The following is a 17426-nucleotide window of genomic DNA, read 5'->3' as shown; positions in this document are numbered from 1 at the left end:
AGGCCACCGGTCCGGGGCCCTTCGCCCCCCGCGCTCTTCCCGAGAGAGGCAAACAACCACCATGGCCCGACCCCAGGCCCCCAGCAGCTTCACCGTCCTCGGCGAGTGCGTCGCCGACGCCTTCACCGACCCCGCCCGGTCCAGCTCCGATGAACTCGCGCTGCGCGCCCTGCCCGGTGGCGGCCCCGCCAACACCGCCGTCGCCCTCGCCCGGCTCGGTACCCGGACTCGTTTCCTCGGGCGGTTCTCCCACGCCGTCTTCGGCGCCCTCTTCCATGCCCGCCTCAGTGCCTCCGGCGTCGACCTGACCGGCAGCGTGACCGCCGCCCCCGAGCCCAGCACCCTCGCCGTCGCCGACCTCGACGACTCCGGCCAGGCCACCTACACGTTCTATGCCGACAGCGCCGCCGACTGGCAGTGGACCGACGACGAACTCGCCGGCGCCCGGCTGGACGATGCGGCCTGCCTGCACGCCGGCTCCCTGGCGCTGATACAGCAGCCCGGCGGCAGCCGCATCGAGGACAATCTCGCCAGGGCGCGCGAGCACGTCACCGTGTCCATCGACCCCAACGTCCGGCCCCTGCTCGTATCGCCCTCCGTCTACCGCGAACGGCTTCCCCGCTGGTGCGCCCTCGCCGACATCCTTCGCCTCAGCGAGGACGACCTCGCGCTGCTCCTGCCCGGTGTCGGCCCTGAGGAGGCGTGCGACACCTGGCATGCCGCCGGCGCGCGCCTCCTCGTCATCACCTCCGGCGGGCGCGGCGCCCTTGCCTCCCCAGACGGCCTCCGCGTCACCGTCCCAGCCCCGGCCGTGGACGTTGTGGACACCGTCAACGCCGGGGACTCCTTCACTGCGGGCCTGCTCCACCGCCTCTCCGCCCTCGGACACCTTGGCGGGCGACTCGACGCACTGAGCCTCGAGGACGTCACCGACTCCTGCTCCTTCGCCGCTCATGTGGCCGCCGTGACCTGTTCCGTCCACGGCGCGAACCCGCCCTGGGTGGACGAAGCGGCGATGGAGGCCGGCGTGGAACAGCTCCTGCCGCATGCCTGAACGTGGCATGCCCGTTCCCGCAGACGGGACTGCGGGAACGGGCGTCGAATCCACACGGCCGGCACCCCGTACGCGCTGTTGCCATGGCGTCGTCATGGTTGCGGAGCCGCAGAGCCGGGGAGCCGAGCGGTGCTTGAGATCAGGTGCGGCTCTCAGTGAGGTCTGCCAGCTCGGCCTGGATGCGGTCGGCCTCCTCGCGCAGTTCGTCGACCCGACGGCGAGCTGCGAGCTCGTGCTGTTCCAGCAGTCCGACGACCGACGGCATCCGCGACCTCCCGGGGAGCGACGACACGACAGGCCATGGCTCCCACGGAATCACCGACCCGTCTGACCAGCGGAGATACCGTCCTCAAGTCCGGAAAGACAACAGCTTCACGACTTCTTCGGCCGCCTTGCCTTCTCCCCGGACACCGGCACCCTCGCCGTGCTCACCGCGCGAGCGGAGGTGATCCATCTGAGACGCGTTAGTCGAAGCCGCCGGCCGTCACACCGACAGTGACCGGGCATCGGAACATACTCAGCTGCCGGCGGTCCGTAACCTGAGCAGCTGGACGAGACCCGTCTTCGACCGCCCCGACGTCCTGACCACATGAACCACGGAGCACCCCACGAGAGGACCGAGTGACCGCTCGGGGCCGTTTCTTCTTGGGGCAGTTCCTGGCGCCCACCGGCCATCACCACGACGCACACCCAGACGGCCACCACGTCGAACGCCTCGACCCACCTGCGCCGACCGGAGCACAGGATCATCGATAACACTGTCCTCGTTACCAGCGGCCTCAGGATGGCCTCAATTCATGGCCCTACGCAGCGCGGCCCAGCAGAACACGTCTCCTTGGCTACGCACCTACGCGCATTCGTGCAGGTCAGAAGGCCACCAGCTGTCGCAGACCGAGCCGCCCCCAAACTCACGAGCAGCGGATTCAGTCCGTTCAGGCAAAGTTGACGCTCCGACAGCCAAAAAAGAACGTTTCCGCAGGTCAGAGACCTGTATAGGTGGGGCGGGTGGGACTCGAACCCACGGCCGACGGATTATGAGTCCGTTGCTCTAACCGGCTGAGCTACCGCCCCAAGCGGCGTGTCGCGCACAGGTGTGCGTGCCGTCTGCCGCAGCATAGCCGCTCATACGATCTCCTGCCTCGATGATCGACTAGGCACGGCTCCCCCTCGTGACCCCGAGAACTGTCTCCGGACCCGCCCGGTTTCTCCAGGCAGTCGGCCAGGACGCGAACCGGGCATGAAAAAGGACCCCACAGGGGGTCCTCGTTCAGCATGCTCCCCCGACTGGACTCGAACCAGTAACCTGCCGGTTAACAGCCGGCTGCTCTGCCAATTGAGCTACGGAGGACCGAGCTCCCCCGACTGGACTCGAACCAGTAACCTGCCGGTTAACAGCCGGCTGCTCTGCCAATTGAGCTACGGAGGAATGCCTCGTCTGCATCGAACGCGCTCACCTGGGTATCCGCCAGGGGGCGCGCGCTCTCTGCGACACATACATTAGCGCAAGCAGGGGGGTGCTTCGCCAATCGGTACTCTCCGGCGCTGTCGCCGCAACCGGAGAACCGTGCAGACCTGCACGCAGTCCTACGCAAGGGAAGGGTGGCCGCCATGCGTTACCGGCTCACGTTCGTCACCGGAGTCGTCCTGGGTTACGTGCTGGGCACGAGGGCCGGGCGCGAGCGTTACGAGCAGTTGAGGAAGGCGGCACGGCAGTTCGCGCAGAACCCCGCCGTGCGCAACACGGCGGAGACCGCGGCCCAGCAGGGCCGGGGCATCGCGGGCCGGGCCTACCACGTGGTGAGTGACAAGGTGGGCGACCGGATGCCCGACTCGGTGGCTCAGCGGGTCCGCACCCTGCGCGAGCGCACCTCGCAGGGCGCCGGCGAGGACGACTGGGGCACGAGCAACACCTGACCGGGACACCGGTGACACCCGGCGGGGAACCCTCGGCGGACCGGCCCGGCGTCACGACGTCGCCGGGTACGGCAGAATTTTGGCCATGGGGATAGTCGCCGGGTTGGACAGTGCGCCCGATTTCACTCGTATCGTCGTCTGTGACGCCGACAGCGGGACCGTGCTCAAACAGGGGTATGCGCCGCACCCGGTGGACCACCCCCAGGGCACGGGCCGGCCGTCCGACGTCGATCCGCAGAACTGGCTGCTGTCGCTGGGCGAGGCGGCGGGCGGTGGACTGCTCGAGGGCGTGCAGGCCATCGGGGTCTCCGCGCAGGCGAACGCGCTGGTGCCGCTGGACTCCCAGGGCAACACCGTGCGGCCCGCCATGGTCGGTGCCGACAAGCGGACCCAGGTGGCGGCGGCCGATCTGCTCGACGCGCTCGGCGGCCGTGAGGCGTGGGCGCAGGCAGTGGGCAGCGTCCCGCAGGCCGCGCACCCGGTGACGAAGCTGCGCTGGCTGGCCCGTACGGAGCCCGAGAACGCGGCGCGCACCGCCGTGCTGCTCCAGGCCCACGACTGGCTGGTGTGGCAGCTCCTGGGCCGTCCGGTGCGCCGGACCACCGACCGGGGCGGTGCGTCCGGAACCGGCTACTGGGCGGCGGCGACCGGGGGGTACCGGCCCGATCTGGTGGAGCTGGCACTCGGGCACCGGACCATGCTGCCGGAGGTGATCGGCCCGGCCGACGCGGCCGGTGCCACGCCGGAGGGGCTGCTGATCTCCGCGGGCACCGGGGAGACGATGGCGGCGGCGTTCGGGCTCGGGATCGGGCTGGGTGACGCGGTGGTGTCGCTGGGCGCGTCCGGCTCGGTCATGGCCGTCCACCCCGAGGCGCTCTACGACCCGCACGGCATGGTCACCGCGCTGGCGGACGCCACCGGGATGCATCTGCCCGTCGTCACCACGCTGAACGCGGTACGGGCCCTGCGCGGGACCGCGGAACTGCTCGGGCTGCCCGATCTGGAGAGCCTGTCCGACCTGGCGATGAAGTCGACGCCGGGTTCGCACGGGCTGGTGCTGCTCCCCTATCTGGAGGGCGAGCGGACGCCGAACCTGCCGCACACCGCCGGGACCCTGTCGGGGCTGCGGCGGGAGTCGATGAAGGCGGAGCACCTGGCGCGGGCCGCGTTCGAGGGCATGCTGTGCGGGCTCGCGGACGCGCTGGACGTGATGCGCGGCCGGGGCGTGGAGGTCCGGCGGGTGTTCCTGCTGGGCCAGGCCGCGGAGTTGCCCGCCGTGCAGGCGGCGGCGCCTTCGCTGTTCGGGGCGCAGGTGGTGGTGCCGCAGCCCGCGGACTACGCGGCGATCGGTGCCGCCCGGCAGGCGGCGTGGGCGCTCGGGGTGTCCCAGGGCACCCTCGACCCGCGGACGCCGCCCGTCTGGCAGAGCGCGGCGGCGCAGGTGCTGGAGCCGGGCGACGACCTGGCGGTGGGGCAGGCGATACGCCAGCAGTTCGTGTCAGTGCGCGAGCAGACCCACCCGGGGGCGTTCCGGATTTGACTGCTCCCCTCCCTGAAAGGAGAGGGGATTCCTGGCTCAGGCCGCCTCCCGGAGCGGCGCTCCGGGAGGTCTTGTGCCCTCGACGCCAGCCGGGTCCGGACCTGCCCGGAGGAGCATCACGCGGGCGGAGTTCTTGTCCCTGGGACAAACGGCTCCGCACGCGGTGCAGGTGTAGGTGCGTTCGGACAGCGGCAGTGCGTGCTTGGCTCTCGCTCCGCACCGCGCGCAGTCCATGGTGATGTGTGCGGGATGCACCAGACGCACATCCCGGCCGTGCTTGCGGCCCATCTCGACCAGGGCCCGTTTGGTGGCGCCGATCGCGGCATCGGCCGCCCTGCGCGCCATCGACGTTGCGGCGAGGAACTTCGGCCGGAAGTCCTCCACCACGATCACGTCATGGTCGCGCACGACCTTCTTGGCCCACTTGCGGGCGGTGTCCTGCCGCTGCCGCGCGATCCTGGCGTAGGTCTTCGCCCGCCACCGCTTCGCCTCCCGGTAGCCCTTCGACGCCGCCTGCCCCTTCTTCGGTTTGCGGCGGGCCATCATCCGGTCGTAGCGGGACAGCTTCTGCTGCGCCTGGAAGCCGTGGCGGGGGTGAGGGAGGTCGTGGGCGTCGGAGGTGGCGGTGGCCGTCTCCTTCACGCCCCAGTCGATACCGATCACCGCACCCGTCGGCGGCAGCGGCTCGACCGGGGCGGGGACGACGAACGAGGCATACCAGTGCCCGACACGGTCGCGGTAGACCCGTACCGAGGAGGGCTCGGCCGGCAGAGGGCGGGCCCAGACCACGGTCAGAACAATCCCGCCCGCCAGGTGCAGCCGCCCGTCCCTGAGGCGGAAGCCGCGCCGCGTATAGTTCAGCGACGGGTCACTCCCGCGCCGCTTCTTGTGGCGGGGCATCCCGACCCGCCGCTTCAGCGGCAGCCGGTTCTTGATGTCCTTGAGGGCTTTGCTGCGGGAGGCGGCGAAGTCACGGATGGTCTGCTGCTGCGGCACCGAGGCACCCTCGGCCAGCCACGGCGTTACCGCACGCGCCCGCGTCAGCATCTGGTCCAGTCGGGCCGGACCACAGTCCTCCCCCTCCGCATGAGCCCTTTTCGCGCGGGCCACGCACTCGTTCCACAGCCACCGGCAGCGCCCCCACTCCCCCTCCAGCCCCACCCGGGCAGTGACCGACACCCGCAACCGATACGTATACCGGGCACGCCCCACGGTCTCCCCCACCTCTCCCACCACCCGCACCCCCTCATCTCTGTTCCGGTCAGCCGACTCCCGGCCAACTGACCGTACGTACGAGCCCCGCACATCCGCACACCCCTTCCGCCACGATCACCCCCACCAGTGAACGGGGGTACGCGTGTTCGCACCTCTCCCGGCTCCGCCGGGCGGCTGCCATGGCACTCCACACCCCAACGGGGGCGGGTGCGGCGACGCTCCGCGTCGCCGGGCGTGGGATGCGACTCTCCCCCCGCAAGCGGGCGGCGCCCCACCCCGGCGTGAACGCCGGGGCCTCCTCGCACGAGACCAGGTGACCGGACGGCTGTCGGGGAGGGCGGGTGGCCCGGTGGCGCGGATTAAATCGGTTGGGGTAACGCGGGTGGAGTATCCGACGATAGGGGCCAGGGGCAACCATTGGCTCCCGCCGACCACCCGAGAGACTCAGTGTGCTGATACGACTGCTTCGGACTCATCTCCGGCCGTACAAAAGACCCATCGTCCTTCTGGTGCTGCTGCAGTTCCTGCAGACCTGCGCCACGCTCTACCTTCCCACCCTCAACGCCGGCATCATCGACGACGGTGTCGTCAAGGGGGACACCGGTTACATTCTGTCCTACGGCGCCCTGATGATCGGCATCTCGCTGGCGCAGGTCGTGTGCAACGTGTTCGCCGTGTACTACGGCGCCCGGACCGCGGCGGCGCTGGGGCGGGACGTGCGGGGGGCCGTCTTCGACCGGGTGCAGTCGTTCTCCGCGCGTGAGGTCGGCCACTTCGGCGCCCCCTCGCTCATCACCCGTACGACGAACGACGTCCAGCAGATCCAGATGCTGGCGCTGATGACGTTCACACTGATGGTGTCGGCGCCGATCATGTGTCTGGGCGGCATCGTGCTGGCACTCGGTCTGGACGTGCCGCTGTCCGGGGTGCTGGTCGGGGTGGTGCCGGTGCTGGGTATCTCGGTGACACTGATCGTGCGGCGGCTGCGTCCGCTGTTCCGGAGCATGCAGGAGCGGCTCGACACGGTGAACCGGGTGCTGCGCGAGCAGATCACCGGCAACCGGGTGATCCGGGCGTTCGTCCGGGACGCGTACGAGCAGCGGCGGTTCGGGAAGGCCAACGCCGAGCTGACCGACGTGGCGCTGGGCACCGGCAATCTGCTGGCGCTGATGTTCCCCGTGGTGATGACGGTGGTGAACCTGTCGTCGATCGCGGTGGTGTGGTTCGGCGCGCACCGGATCGACAGCGGGGGCATGCAGATCGGCGACCTGACCGCGTTCCTCGCCTACCTGATGCAGATCGTCATGTCCGTGATGATGGCCACCTTCATGTTCATGATGGTTCCGCGGGCCGAGGTGTGCGCCGAGCGCGTCCAGGAGGTGCTGGACACCTCCTCCAGCGTCGTGCCGCCCGTCGCGCCCGTCACCGAGCTGCCCCGGCACGGCCATCTGGAGATCCGGGGCGGCGGCTTCCGCTTCCCGGGTGCTGAGGAGCCGGTGCTGAAGTCGGTCGACCTGGTGGCCCGTCCGGGCGAGGTCACCGCCGTCATCGGTTCGACCGGCAGCGGCAAGTCGACGCTGCTCGGACTGGTCCCCCGGCTGTTCGACGCGACCGAGGGCGAGGTCCTCGTGGACGGCGTGCCCGTCGCGGACCTCGATCCGGCGCTGCTCGCGAGGACGGTCGGGATGGTGCCGCAGAAGCCGTACCTGTTCGCGGGGACGGTGGCGACGAATCTGCGGTACGGGCATCCGGACGCCACGGACGACGCGCTGTGGCACGCACTGGAGGTGGCGCAGGCCAGGGAGTTCGTCGAGCGGCTGGAGGGCGGGCTGGACGCGCCGATCGCACAGGGCGGCACCAACGTGTCCGGCGGCCAGCGCCAGCGGCTCGCGATCGCGCGGACGCTGGTGCAGCGCCCCGAGATCTATCTCTTCGACGACTCCTTCTCCGCGCTCGACTACGCGACCGACGCGGCGCTGCGCGGGGCGCTGGCCGAGGAGACCGCCGAGGCGACGGTGGTGATCGTCGCCCAGCGGGTGGCAACCATCCGCGACGCCGACCGGATCGTGGTCCTGGACGAGGGCCGGGTCGCCGGCACCGGCCGGCATCACGAGCTGATGGCTGACAACGAGACCTACCGGGAGATCGTGCTCTCCCAGCTGACGGAAGCGGAGGCCGCCTGATGGCCGGGGCCATGGCGCGGGCCGGGGCCGGGACGGGACCCGACCACCAGTCGCTGCATTTCAAGGAGTCGGGCAGACGGCTCGTCGCGCGGTTCGGGCCGGAACGCCTGACCATCTACGGGCTGTTGGCCTGCGTGGTGCTGAGCGTGGGGCTCAGCGTGATCGGGCCGAAGATCCTCGGCCGGGCGACCGACCTGGTCTTCGCGGGCATCGTCGGACGGGACATGCCGGCCGGGGCCACCAAGGAGCAGGTGCTGGAGTCGATGCGGGAGCGCGGCGAGGGCGGTGTCGCGGACATGCTCCGCAGCACCGACTTCACGCCGGGCGAGGGCATCGACTTCACGGCCGTGGGCAACGTCCTGCTGTTCGCGCTGGCGGTGTTCGTGGCCGCCGGTCTGCTGATGGCGGTGGCGACGCGGCTGGTGAACGGGGCCGTGAACCGCACCATGTACCGGATGCGCGAGGACGTGCAGACGAAGCTGTCGCGGCTGCCGCTGTCGTACTTCGACAAGCGGCAGCGCGGTGAGGTGCTGAGCCGGGCGACCAACGACATCGACAACCTCGGGCAGACGCTCCAGCAGACGATGGGCCAGCTGATCAACTCACTGCTGACCGTCATCGGGGTGCTGGCGATGATGTTCTACGTTTCCTGGATCCTGGCCCTGGTCGCGCTGGTGACCGTGCCGCTGTCGTTCGTGGTCGCCACCCGCGTGGGCAAGCGGTCGCAGCCGCACTTCGTGCAGCAGTGGCGTACGACGGGCAAACTCAACGCGCACATAGAGGAGATGTACACCGGGCACACCCTGGTGAAGGTGTTCGGGCGGCAGGAGGAGTCGGCGAAGCGGTTCGCCGAGGAGAACGGGGCGCTGTACGAGGCCGGTTTCAAGGCGCAGTTCAACAGCGGCGTCATGCAGCCGCTGATGCTCTTCGTGTCGAACCTCAACTATGTGCTGGTGGCGGTCATCGGCGGGCTGCGGGTCGCGTCGGGTTCGCTGTCCATCGGCGACGTGCAGGCGTTCATCCAGTACTCGCGGCAGTTCTCGATGCCGCTGACGCAGGTCGCCTCGATGGCGAACCTGGTGCAGTCGGGTGTCGCGTCGGCGGAGCGGGTCTTCGAGCTGCTCGACGCCGACGAGCAGTCGGCCGACGTCTCGCCGGCCGAGAAGCCGGCCGAGCTGCGCGGGCGGGTGGCGCTGGAGCGGGTGTCGTTCCGGTACGCCCCGGAGAAGCCGCTGATCGAGGACCTGTCGCTCACGGTGGAGCCGGGGCACACGGTCGCGATCGTCGGCCCGACCGGTGCCGGCAAGACGACGCTGGTGAACCTGCTGATGCGGTTCTACGAGGTGTCCGGCGGGCGCATCACGCTCGACGGCGTCGACATAGCGCGCATGTCCCGGGACGAACTGCGGGCCGGAATCGGCATGGTGCTCCAGGACACCTGGCTGTTCGGCGGCACCATCGCGGAGAACATCGCGTACGGCGCCTCGCGGAAGGTCACCCGGGAGGAGATCGAGGAGGCGGCGCGGGCGGCCCACGCCGACCGGTTCGTCCGCACCCTGCCGGACGGGTACGACACGGTGATCGACGACGAGGGCAGCGGGGTGAGCGCCGGTGAGAAGCAGCTCATCACCATCGCGCGGGCGTTCCTGTCCGACCCGGTGATCCTGGTGCTGGACGAGGCGACGAGTTCCGTGGACACCCGTACCGAGGTGCTGATCCAGAAGGGGATGGCCGAACTGGCGCACGGGCGTACGTCGTTCGTCATCGCGCACCGGCTCTCCACGATCCGGGACGCGGACACGATCCTCGTCATGGAGAACGGCTCGATCGTCGAGCAGGGTTCCCACGAGAAGCTGCTGGCGGCGGGCGGAGCCTACGCCCGCCTGTACCGGGCGCAGTTCGCGCAGGCGGCGGTGGAGGTCGACTAGGGCCTGTCCGGGTGGGGCCGCCCGCGGGTTTTCGCGGGCGGCCCCTTCCCGTTCAGTCCAGGTAGCCCCGCAACTGGTCGGCGAAGGCGTGGTCGCGGAGTTTGCCGAGGGTCTTGGACTCGATCTGGCGTATGCGCTCGCGGGTGACGCCGAAGATACGGCCTATCTCCTCCAGGGTGCGGGGGCGGCCGTCGACCAGGCCGTAGCGGAGCTGGACGACCTTGCGCTCCCGCTCCCCCAGCGTCGACAGGACCGCCTCCAGGTGCTCCCTCAGCAGCAGGAACGCGGCCGACTCGACGGGGCTCGCGGCGTCGCCGTCCTCGATGAGGTCGCCGAGGGCGACGTCGTCCTCCTCGCCCACCGGGGCGTGCAGGGAGACGGGCTCCTGGGCGAGCCGCAGCACCTCGCCGACCCGCTCGGGAGTCAGGTCGAGATGGGCGGCGACCTCGTCCGTGGTCGGTTCACAGCCGCGTTCCTGGAGCATGCGGCGCTGGACGCGGACGACACGGTTGATGAGTTCGACGACATGCACGGGGACGCGGATGGTACGGGCCTGGTCGGCCAGCGCGCGGGACATGGCCTGGCGGATCCACCAGGTGGCATAGGTGGAGAACTTGTAGCCGCGCGCGTAGTCGAACTTCTCCACGGCCCGGATCAGGCCGAGGTTGCCCTCCTGCACCAGGTCCAGCATGGTCAGCCCGCGGCCCACGTACCGTTTGGCGACGGAGACGACGAGCCGCAGGTTGGCCTCGATCAGCCGCCGCTTGGCCATCCGGCCCATGACGACGAGCCGGTCCAGGTCCAGAGCGAGCCTGCTGTCCAGGTCACGGGCCAGCCGCAGCTTCTCCTCGGCGAACAGGCCGGCCTCGACACGGCAGGCGAGTTCGACCTCCTCGGCGGCGGTGAGCAGGGGGATGCGGCCGATCTCCCGCAGGTACTGCCGGAACAGGTCCGAGGAGGGGCTGCCGGACTCGGTGCGCACCGGCGGCGGGGCCGCGTCCACGGGGTCCACGGGGTCCGCGGGGTCCGCGGGGCCCAGGGGACTCCCCGGATCGAGTGCCGCGGACGGGGGTCCGGGCTCCGTCCGAGGAGGGTGCGCGGCCCGGCTCTGCGTGGGCACCACCACCAGGACGTCCGCGTCGGGCCGCGCACCGGCCGTACGCGCGGCGGACTGGGCGAGGGTCTGGGTCTGGGTGTGCACCGGGGCGACCTCCAGGATGATCGCTGCCGAGGGGGGCGGCAGCGGTACTTCGGGGGCGGAGCCGGTGGCCTCGCCGCTGTCCGTCCCGTACGCGATGAGCGTGGCCGCGGGGTCCGGGACCCGTCGGGGACGGAGCGGCCGCGCTCCGAGGACTCAGGCACCGCACCCAGTGTGGGGTACGACACATCGTCCCCACGAGGGGCGTGCGACGACTTTTTGCTTCCGCGCGGTGACCCGGCGGTCACGGCCTGCCTACAGGGCCGCCGCGCCGTGTCCGCGCAGGGCCTGGTCGTACTGCTGGAGGACCCACAGCTCGTTCTGCACGGAGGCCAGTTCGGCCGGGTCGCCCTGGGAGGCGACGCGGGTCAGCCGCCCGGTGATCTCGCGGATGCGGCGCTCGACCGCACGGCGGCGGACGGTGACCAGCTGGGCGCCCGCGTAGTTCTCGTCGACCTCCTTGACGCCCCGGTGCAGCATGATCGCCTCGACGGCGAGCTCGGTGACCATGGCGCGGACGGTGTCGTCGGGAGCGGCCTCGCGGACGCGGATCAGATAGTCCTGGGAGTCGGGGACGCCGGATTCGGCGCCGCCCACGTCCAGGATGGCCTGGCGCACCGCCACGTACACCGGGGCGGTGAACTCGTCGAGGCCGTACGCGTCGAAGGCCGGGGAGACCAGCTCGGGGCGCTGGAGGGCAAGCTTGAGCAGTTCGCGTTCGGTGGCGAAGACGGGGTTGCGCAGGTTGAGGGCGGGGCCGCGCGAGGAGGCCTGGGCGGGGGCTGAGCCGTACTGCTGCGGGCCACCGCCGCCGCCTTGGCCGTGCTGCTGCCGGTCGGGGGCGGGGCCCTTGCCGCCGCGGTCGCGGGCCCAGCGGGCGAGCTGTGCCACCCGCTTGACCACGAACTGGGTGTCGAGGATGCCGAGCATGCCGGCGAGCTGGACGGCGACCTCGTGCTGGGCGCCGCTGTTCTTGATGCGGGCGACGACGGGGGCGGCCTCGTCGAGGGCGGCGGCACGGCCGGCCGGGGTGTCCAGGTCGTAGCGGCTCACGATGTGGCGGAGCGCGAACTCGAAGAGCGGGGTGCGGGGCTCGGTGAGATCGGCGACCGCGTCGTCGCCCTTGGCGAGGCGCAGGTCGCAGGGGTCCATGCCGTCGGGCGCGATGGCGATGTAGGTCTCGGCGGCGAACTTCTGGTCGTCCTCGAAGGCGCGCAGGGCAGCCTTCTGGCCGGCCGCGTCCCCGTCGAAGGTGAAGATCACACGGGCCGAGCCGTTGTCCATCAGCAGCCGGCGCAGGATCTTGATGTGGTCGCCGCCGAAGGCGGTGCCGCAGGTGGCGATGGCGGTGGTGACGCCGGCGAGGTGGCAGGCCATGACGTCGGTGTAGCCCTCGACGACGACCGCGCGGGACGACTTCGCGATGTCCTTCTTCGCCAGGTCGATGCCGTAGAGGACGTGGGACTTCTTGTAGATCGCCGTCTCGGGGGTGTTGAGGTACTTCGGTCCGTTGTCCGACTCGTACAGCTTGCGGGCGCCGAAGCCGACGACCTCGCCGCCGATGTCGCGGATGGGCCACATCAGACGGCCGCGGAAGCGGTCGATGGGGCCGCGGCGGCCCTCCTGGGAGAGGCCGGAGAGGACCAGTTCCTTGTCGGTGAAGCCCTTGCCGCGCAGGAAGCGGGTGAGGTGGTCCCAGCCCTGGGGGCTGTAGCCGACGGAGAAGTGCTGGGCTGCGGCCTGGTCGAAGCCGCGCTCCGCGAGGAAGGCGCGGCCGGTGTCCGCCTCGGCGGAGTTCGCAAGCTGCTCCATGTACCAGTCGGCGGCGATCCGGTGGGCCTCGACCAGGCGGATGCGCTCGCCGCGCTGGTGGGCGGGGTTGTATCCGCCCTCCTCGTAGCGCAGGGTGATGCCGGCCTGGGCGGCCAGACGCTCGACCGCCTCGGAGAAGGAGAGGTGGTCGATCTTCATCACGAACGTGAGGGTGTCGCCGCCCTCCTGGCAGCCGAAGCAGTGGAAGAACCCCTTGCTCGGACTCACCTGGAAGGACGGCGACTTCTCGTCGTGGAACGGACACAGGCCCTTGAGGTTGCCGCCGCCCGCGTTGCGCAGTTGGAGGTACTCGGACACCACGGCGTCGATCGGGACCGCGTCCCGTACCGCCTTCACGTCCTCGTCGTTGATCCGTCCAGCCACGCCTGAAGTCTACGGCGGTCCGCCGGCAGCCGGATCCGAGGCGTCCGCCCCGGGGTGCCAGGCGTCCGCCCCGGGGGTGCCAGGTGGAGGCCGGGTGTCAGGACGCGTGGTGGCGGCGGGCCGTCAGGGGACGAGGCTCTCCAGCGGCACGCGCGGGTCCGCCAGGGAGTCCGTGTCCACCGGGGCCCGGGAGGTGATCAGCCGCTGGATCGGGTCGGTGACGTCCCACACATTGACGTTCATCCCGGCCAGCACCCTGCCCTCCTTCATCCAGAAGGCGATGAACTCCCGCTTGCCCGCGTCGCCCCGGACCACGACCTGGTCGTAGGAGCCGGCCGGCGCCCAGCCGGAGTACTCCATGCCCAGGTCGTACTGGTCGCTGAAGAAGTACGGGACCCGGTCGTAGACGACCTCCTGGCCGAGCATCGCGCGGGCCGCGGCCGGGCCGCCGTTGAGGGCGTTGGCCCAGTGCTCGACGCGCAGCCGGGTGCCGAAGAGGGCGTGCGGGAAGGAGGCGACGTCACCGGCGGCGTGGATGTCCGGGTCGGAGGTGCGCAGCCGCTCGTCGACCCGGATGCCGCCGCCGTCCACGGGGTCGGCGAGGTCCAGGCCCGCCGCCTGGGCGAGGCCGGTGCGCGGGACGGCGCCGATCGCCGCGAGGACCGCGTGCGCCGGGTGCTCCTCGCCGTCGTCGGTGCGGGCGGCGAGGACGACGCCGTCCTGCCCGGTGATCCCGGTGAGGGTGGCGCCGAAGTGGAAGCGGACGCCGTGCTCGCTGTGCAGGTCGGCGAAGAGCTGGCCGAGCTCGGGGCCGAGGACCGAGTGCAGCGGGGTCCGCCCGCGGTGCACGACGGTGACCTCCGCGCCGTACCCGCGGGCCGCCGCGGCGACCTCCAGGCCGATCCAGCCGGCGCCGGCGATCACCAGGTGGCCGTTGTCCCGGCCGAGGGAGGTCAGGACGCCCCTGAGGCGTTCGGCGTGCGCGAGGCGGCGCAGGTGGTGGACGCCGACGAGGTCCGTGCCCGGGATGTCCAGGCGGCGGGGCTCGGCGCCGTTCGCCAGCAGCAGTTTGTCGTAGCGGACGGTGGTTCCGTCCTCACCGAAGCGGACGGTCTTCGCGGCGCGGTCGACGGCGTCGACGGTCTGGCCGAGGTGCAGCTCGATGTCGTGGCGCGCGTACCAGGCGGGCTCGTGCACGAAAACGCTGTCGCGTTCCGCCTTGCCGAGCAGGAAGCCCTTGGACAGCGGCGGCCGTTCGTACGGGCGGTCCCGTTCGTCGCAGATCAGCAGGACCCGGCCGGTGAATCCCTCCGTTCGCAGCGTCTCGGCCGCTTTCGCGCCCGCCAGGCCGCCTCCGACGATGACGAATGTATGATTCGCGTCGACCACGTGATGCCTCCTCTTGTGGGTGCCGCCACTTGCGAGCGTCCCGCACACAGGGTGATGCGGGAAGAAGGGGTGGCCCGATCAGGCCACGGAGGGTCACCTTCGAGCGAGCACACGTCTCCGGTGTCCCACCCGTCCCCTCCGCGCTCCCTCTCCTTCATGCCTGCCCCGTGAGACGGGCGTGAAGCGAGCGGGCCGAGACGTCGGTGAGGGACGCGATCCGGTCGACGACCACCCGCTTGCGGGCGCGGTCGTCCGGGGCCTGCGCGAACAGGGAGCGGAACTGCGGGTCCAGGCCGTCGGGGGCGCGGGCGGTGAGCGCCTCGGCCAGTTCGAGGACGACGATCCGCTGGTCGGCGCGGAGCCGCTCCTGCTCGGCGCGCTGCATGACGTACCGGTCGGCGACCGCCTTGAGGACGGCGCACTCCATCCGGGTCTCCCGGGGGACGACGAGTTCGGCCCCGTAGCGGGTGAGACGGCCACTGCCGGATTTCTGCCGGGTGGCGCCCTCGGCGGCCAGGCAGAAGCGGCCGATGAGCTGGCTGGTGGCGTCCTTCAGGCGGGCCTGGGCGAGGGCCGTGCCGTCGTAGCCGTGCGGCCACCACTCCTGGGCGAGGAGGCGGTCGAGCGCCTCGGCGAGCTCCGCCGGGTCGGTGTCCGCGCCGACGTAACGGCCGGCGGCGACGGCGAAGACCTCCTGCCGTTCGGGCTCGGCGTGCAGGACGTTGGGGTCGATGTGGCCGGCGTGCAGGCCGTCCTCCACGTCGTGCACCGAGTAGGCGACGTCGTCCGCCCAGTCCATGACCTGCGCCTCGAAGCAGATACGGCCCTCGGGGGCACCCTCGCGAACCCAGTCGAAGACGGGGCGGTCGTCCTCGTAGACGCCGAACTTCGGGGAGACCGGGTCGGTGGGGTGGGCGCCCCGGGGCCAGGGGTACTTCGTGGCGGCGTCGAGGGTGGCGCGGGTGAGGTTGAGGCCGACGCTGACGGCGTCGCCGGTCTCCGGGTCGGTGAGGAACCGCTTGGGTTCGATGCGGGTGAGCAGGCGCAGCGACTGGGCGTTGCCCTCGAAGCCGCCGCAGTCCTCGGCGAACTCGTTCAGCGCCTGTTCGCCGTTGTGGCCGAAGGGCGGGTGGCCCAGGTCGTGGGAGAGGCAGGCGGCCTCCACCAGGTCCGGGTCGCAGCCGAGGGCGGCACCGAGCTCCCGGCCCACCTGCGCGCATTCGAGGGAGTGGGTGAGGCGGGTGCGGGGGCTGGCGTCCCAGATTGCGTCGGCCTCGCCGGGGGTGACGACCTGCGTCTTGCCGGCCAGGCGGCGCAGGGCCGAGGAATGCAGCACGCGCGCGCGGTCGCGCTGGAAGGCGGTACGCCCGGGACGCTTGTCCGGCTCGGCGTCCCAGCGGGCGGCCGACGCCGGGTCGTAGCCGGGGGGCGAAGTGGGGTACTGCTGCGGGTGTGCCTGCGTCGGCGACTGTGCCGAGGGTTGGGGCGCGGGGCCGGTGGGGGCGGAAGTGCTGGTGCCTGCCATGCCTCGACACTACGGCCACGCGGTGACACTCGGGCGGCGCCGGCCGCTCCCGCTGAGCGCTCCGTGACCGGGCGGCCGACTGCTGATCGAGGTCGTGAGGTGCGCCGTCATGCCCCCGATCGTCGCCGGGGGACGTTGCCTCCCCGTTGCGCGGGCGTGACGGGTGTTTTCCGGCGGTTCACGGAACGCCCCCGCGCGGTGTGAGCTCGTTCGAGCCGCGGCTTCGCCCCCGCCGCGTACCGTGCCGTGCCGCTGATCACAGGGCGCGGCTGAACCGGAGGACGCGCGGAGGCGTCTTCGACGTCGAAGACCGACCGGGGGGTGCTCGTCCCATGCTTCACCTGTTGCGCCGCGCGAGGGCGGGCGGGGCCCGATGGCTCCGCCGGGCACGCCTGCCGCGTACCCGGGCCGGCCGGCGGCGGCTGGTGCAGGCGGGGATGGCGGCGTGCGTCCTGGCGCTGCTGCCGGCGACGTGGATGCACCTGGCGGCGGACGGCCGGCTGCACACCACCGCCGACGTGCCCCGCACCGAGGTCGCCGTGGTCTTCGGCGCGGGCCTGTGGGACGGGGAGCCGTCGCCGTATCTCGCGCACCGGCTGGACGCGGCGGCCGAGCTGTACCGGGCGGGCAGGATCGAGGTGGTCCTGGTCACCGGCGACAACAGTCGTGCGGACTACGACGAGCCGGACGCGATGCGCGCCTATCTGGCCCGGCACGGCGTGCCCGACGCGCGGATCGTCAGCGACTACGCGGGCTTCGACACCTGGGACTCGTGCGTCCGCGCGAAGAAGATCTTCGGTGTGGACCGGGCCGTACTGATCAGCCAGGGCTTCCACATCCGGCGCGCGGTCACCCTGTGCCAGGCGGCCGGCGTTTCCTCGTACGGCGTCGGCGTGGACGACCGGCACGACCTGACCTGGTACTACGGCGGCACCCGGGAGATCCTCGCCGCGGGCAAGGCGGCCCTGGACGCGGTCTTCCGCCCGGACCCCCACTTCCTCGGCCCGAGGGAGCCGGGGGTGCGGCGGGCGCTCGACGGCATCCACGCCACGGCGGCCGCACGGTGACCGTGTCGTGCGGGTCGCGGCATGCTCGCGCCACGGCGGACCCGACACGGATCACGATCGCTCTCCCGGCCGAGCAGGCCGCCGGGCCGAGCGAGCTCACCGACTCCCCCTCGGCAGCCTGAAGGCGGAGGCCTGCCGCTCGGCCGGCCCGCCCGACGACGGCCCGCAGACCGGCTGCGAGGACTCACCCGTCACTGACGCACCCCGCCGCACCACC

11 protein-coding genes, 3 tRNA genes and 1 pseudogene are annotated in these 17426 nt (G+C 71.4%); 6 read left to right on the top strand and 9 right to left on the bottom strand.

Annotated features, from left to right (window positions below; translation table 11 throughout):
- Window positions 1-61: 61 nt before the first annotated feature.
- Window positions 62-1054, top strand: coding sequence for a carbohydrate kinase (locus ACFYQA_RS18745; protein WP_388918675.1), 993 nt, complete (start codon window positions 62-64; stop codon window positions 1052-1054).
- A 139-nt stretch (window positions 1055-1193) separates the two neighbouring features.
- On the opposite strand, the gene ACFYQA_RS18740 is transcribed toward ACFYQA_RS18745, so the two are convergent.
- The 4 genes from ACFYQA_RS18740 to ACFYQA_RS18725 form a co-directional block, all read right to left on the bottom strand.
- On the bottom strand, window positions 1194-1319 hold the full coding sequence (locus tag ACFYQA_RS18740; protein WP_267893674.1) for a hypothetical protein: 126 nt from the start codon (window positions 1317-1319) through the stop codon (window positions 1194-1196).
- A 732-nt stretch (window positions 1320-2051) separates the two neighbouring features.
- Window positions 2052-2125 (bottom strand) — tRNA-Ile (locus tag ACFYQA_RS18735).
- A gap of 204 nt (window positions 2126-2329) precedes the next feature.
- A tRNA-Asn gene (locus tag ACFYQA_RS18730) sits at window positions 2330-2402 on the bottom strand.
- A gap of 5 nt (window positions 2403-2407) precedes the next feature.
- A tRNA-Asn gene (locus ACFYQA_RS18725) sits at window positions 2408-2480 on the bottom strand.
- A gap of 182 nt (window positions 2481-2662) precedes the next feature.
- Between ACFYQA_RS18725 and ACFYQA_RS18720 the strand changes: the two genes are divergently transcribed.
- Both ACFYQA_RS18720 and ACFYQA_RS18715 read left to right on the top strand, forming a co-directional pair.
- Window positions 2663-2968, top strand: coding sequence for a YtxH domain-containing protein (locus ACFYQA_RS18720; RefSeq protein WP_332427428.1), 306 nt, complete (start codon window positions 2663-2665; stop codon window positions 2966-2968).
- Between the two features lie 85 nt (window positions 2969-3053).
- Window positions 3054-4508: an FGGY-family carbohydrate kinase gene (locus ACFYQA_RS18715; protein WP_388918672.1), complete on the top strand. Its 1455-nt coding sequence runs from the start codon at window positions 3054-3056 to the stop codon at window positions 4506-4508.
- 36 nt (window positions 4509-4544) lie between these two features.
- On the opposite strand, the gene ACFYQA_RS18710 is transcribed toward ACFYQA_RS18715, so the two are convergent.
- Window positions 4545-5687 carry an RNA-guided endonuclease InsQ/TnpB family protein gene (locus ACFYQA_RS18710; RefSeq protein WP_388918669.1) on the bottom strand — a complete coding sequence of 381 codons (1143 nt, stop codon included), beginning with the start codon at window positions 5685-5687 and terminating at the stop codon, window positions 4545-4547.
- Between the two features lie 485 nt (window positions 5688-6172).
- Here ACFYQA_RS18710 and ACFYQA_RS18705 point away from each other — a divergent pair, with 485 nt between their 5' ends.
- Both ACFYQA_RS18705 and ACFYQA_RS18700 read left to right on the top strand, forming a co-directional pair.
- Complete coding sequence (locus ACFYQA_RS18705; protein ID WP_388918666.1) at window positions 6173-7906, top strand: ABC transporter ATP-binding protein; 1734 nt, start codon at window positions 6173-6175, stop codon at window positions 7904-7906.
- Window positions 7906-9834: an ABC transporter ATP-binding protein gene (locus tag ACFYQA_RS18700; RefSeq protein WP_388918663.1), complete on the top strand. Its 1929-nt coding sequence runs from the start codon at window positions 7906-7908 to the stop codon at window positions 9832-9834. The genes ACFYQA_RS18705 and ACFYQA_RS18700 overlap by 1 nt, the downstream gene beginning before the upstream one ends.
- A 52-nt stretch (window positions 9835-9886) precedes the next feature.
- Here ACFYQA_RS18700 and ACFYQA_RS18695 read toward each other — a convergent pair.
- The 4 genes and pseudogenes from ACFYQA_RS18695 to ACFYQA_RS18680 all read right to left on the bottom strand — a co-directional run bounded on the left by ACFYQA_RS18695 (window position 9887) and on the right by ACFYQA_RS18680 (window position 16142).
- Window positions 9887-11196: pseudogene (locus ACFYQA_RS18695) on the bottom strand (sigma-70 family RNA polymerase sigma factor).
- A 91-nt stretch (window positions 11197-11287) separates the two neighbouring features.
- Complete coding sequence (gene dnaG, locus ACFYQA_RS18690) at window positions 11288-13228, bottom strand: DNA primase (RefSeq protein WP_388918660.1); 1941 nt, start codon at window positions 13226-13228, stop codon at window positions 11288-11290.
- A gap of 123 nt (window positions 13229-13351) precedes the next feature.
- A complete protein-coding gene (locus tag ACFYQA_RS18685; protein ID WP_388918657.1) occupies window positions 13352-14617 on the bottom strand; it encodes an NAD(P)/FAD-dependent oxidoreductase in 1266 nt (421 codons plus the stop codon).
- Between the two features lie 154 nt (window positions 14618-14771).
- The gene (locus tag ACFYQA_RS18680) at window positions 14772-16142 is read right to left on the bottom strand and encodes a deoxyguanosinetriphosphate triphosphohydrolase (protein WP_388918654.1); all 1371 of its coding nucleotides are present in this window, start codon (window positions 16140-16142) and stop codon (window positions 14772-14774) included.
- A gap of 332 nt (window positions 16143-16474) precedes the next feature.
- Between ACFYQA_RS18680 and ACFYQA_RS18675 the strand changes: the two genes are divergently transcribed.
- Window positions 16475-17209, top strand: coding sequence for a vancomycin high temperature exclusion protein (locus ACFYQA_RS18675; protein WP_388918651.1), 735 nt, complete (start codon window positions 16475-16477; stop codon window positions 17207-17209).
- The last annotated feature ends 217 nt before the right edge of the window (window positions 17210-17426 follow it).

Origin of the sequence: Streptomyces sp. NPDC005774 (assembly GCF_042871645.1) — a bacterium.
Classification (GTDB): Bacteria; Actinomycetota; Actinomycetes; order Streptomycetales; family Streptomycetaceae; genus Streptomyces; species Streptomyces pratens.
The sequence above is the reverse complement of the archived record's forward strand: the minus strand, read 5'-3'. Positions and strand labels throughout refer to the sequence as shown.

Excerpts from the sequence above, each read along its gene's own strand:
- ACFYQA_RS18740 (WP_267893674.1), bottom strand. The coding sequence starts at position 1,319 with ATGCCGTCGGTCGTCGGACTGCTGGAACAGCACGAGCTCGCAGCTCGC.
- ACFYQA_RS18700 (WP_388918663.1), top strand. The coding sequence starts at position 7,906 with ATGGCCGGGGCCATGGCGCGGGCCGGGGCCGGGACGGGACCCGACCAC.
- ACFYQA_RS18720 (WP_332427428.1), top strand. The coding sequence starts at position 2,663 with ATGCGTTACCGGCTCACGTTCGTCACCGGAGTCGTCCTGGGTTACGTG.
- ACFYQA_RS18680 (WP_388918654.1), bottom strand. The coding sequence starts at position 16,142 with ATGGCAGGCACCAGCACTTCCGCCCCCACCGGCCCCGCGCCCCAACCC.
- ACFYQA_RS18745 (WP_388918675.1), top strand. The coding sequence starts at position 62 with ATGGCCCGACCCCAGGCCCCCAGCAGCTTCACCGTCCTCGGCGAGTGC.
- ACFYQA_RS18715 (WP_388918672.1), top strand. The coding sequence starts at position 3,054 with ATGGGGATAGTCGCCGGGTTGGACAGTGCGCCCGATTTCACTCGTATC.
- ACFYQA_RS18675 (WP_388918651.1), top strand. The coding sequence starts at position 16,475 with ATGCTTCACCTGTTGCGCCGCGCGAGGGCGGGCGGGGCCCGATGGCTC.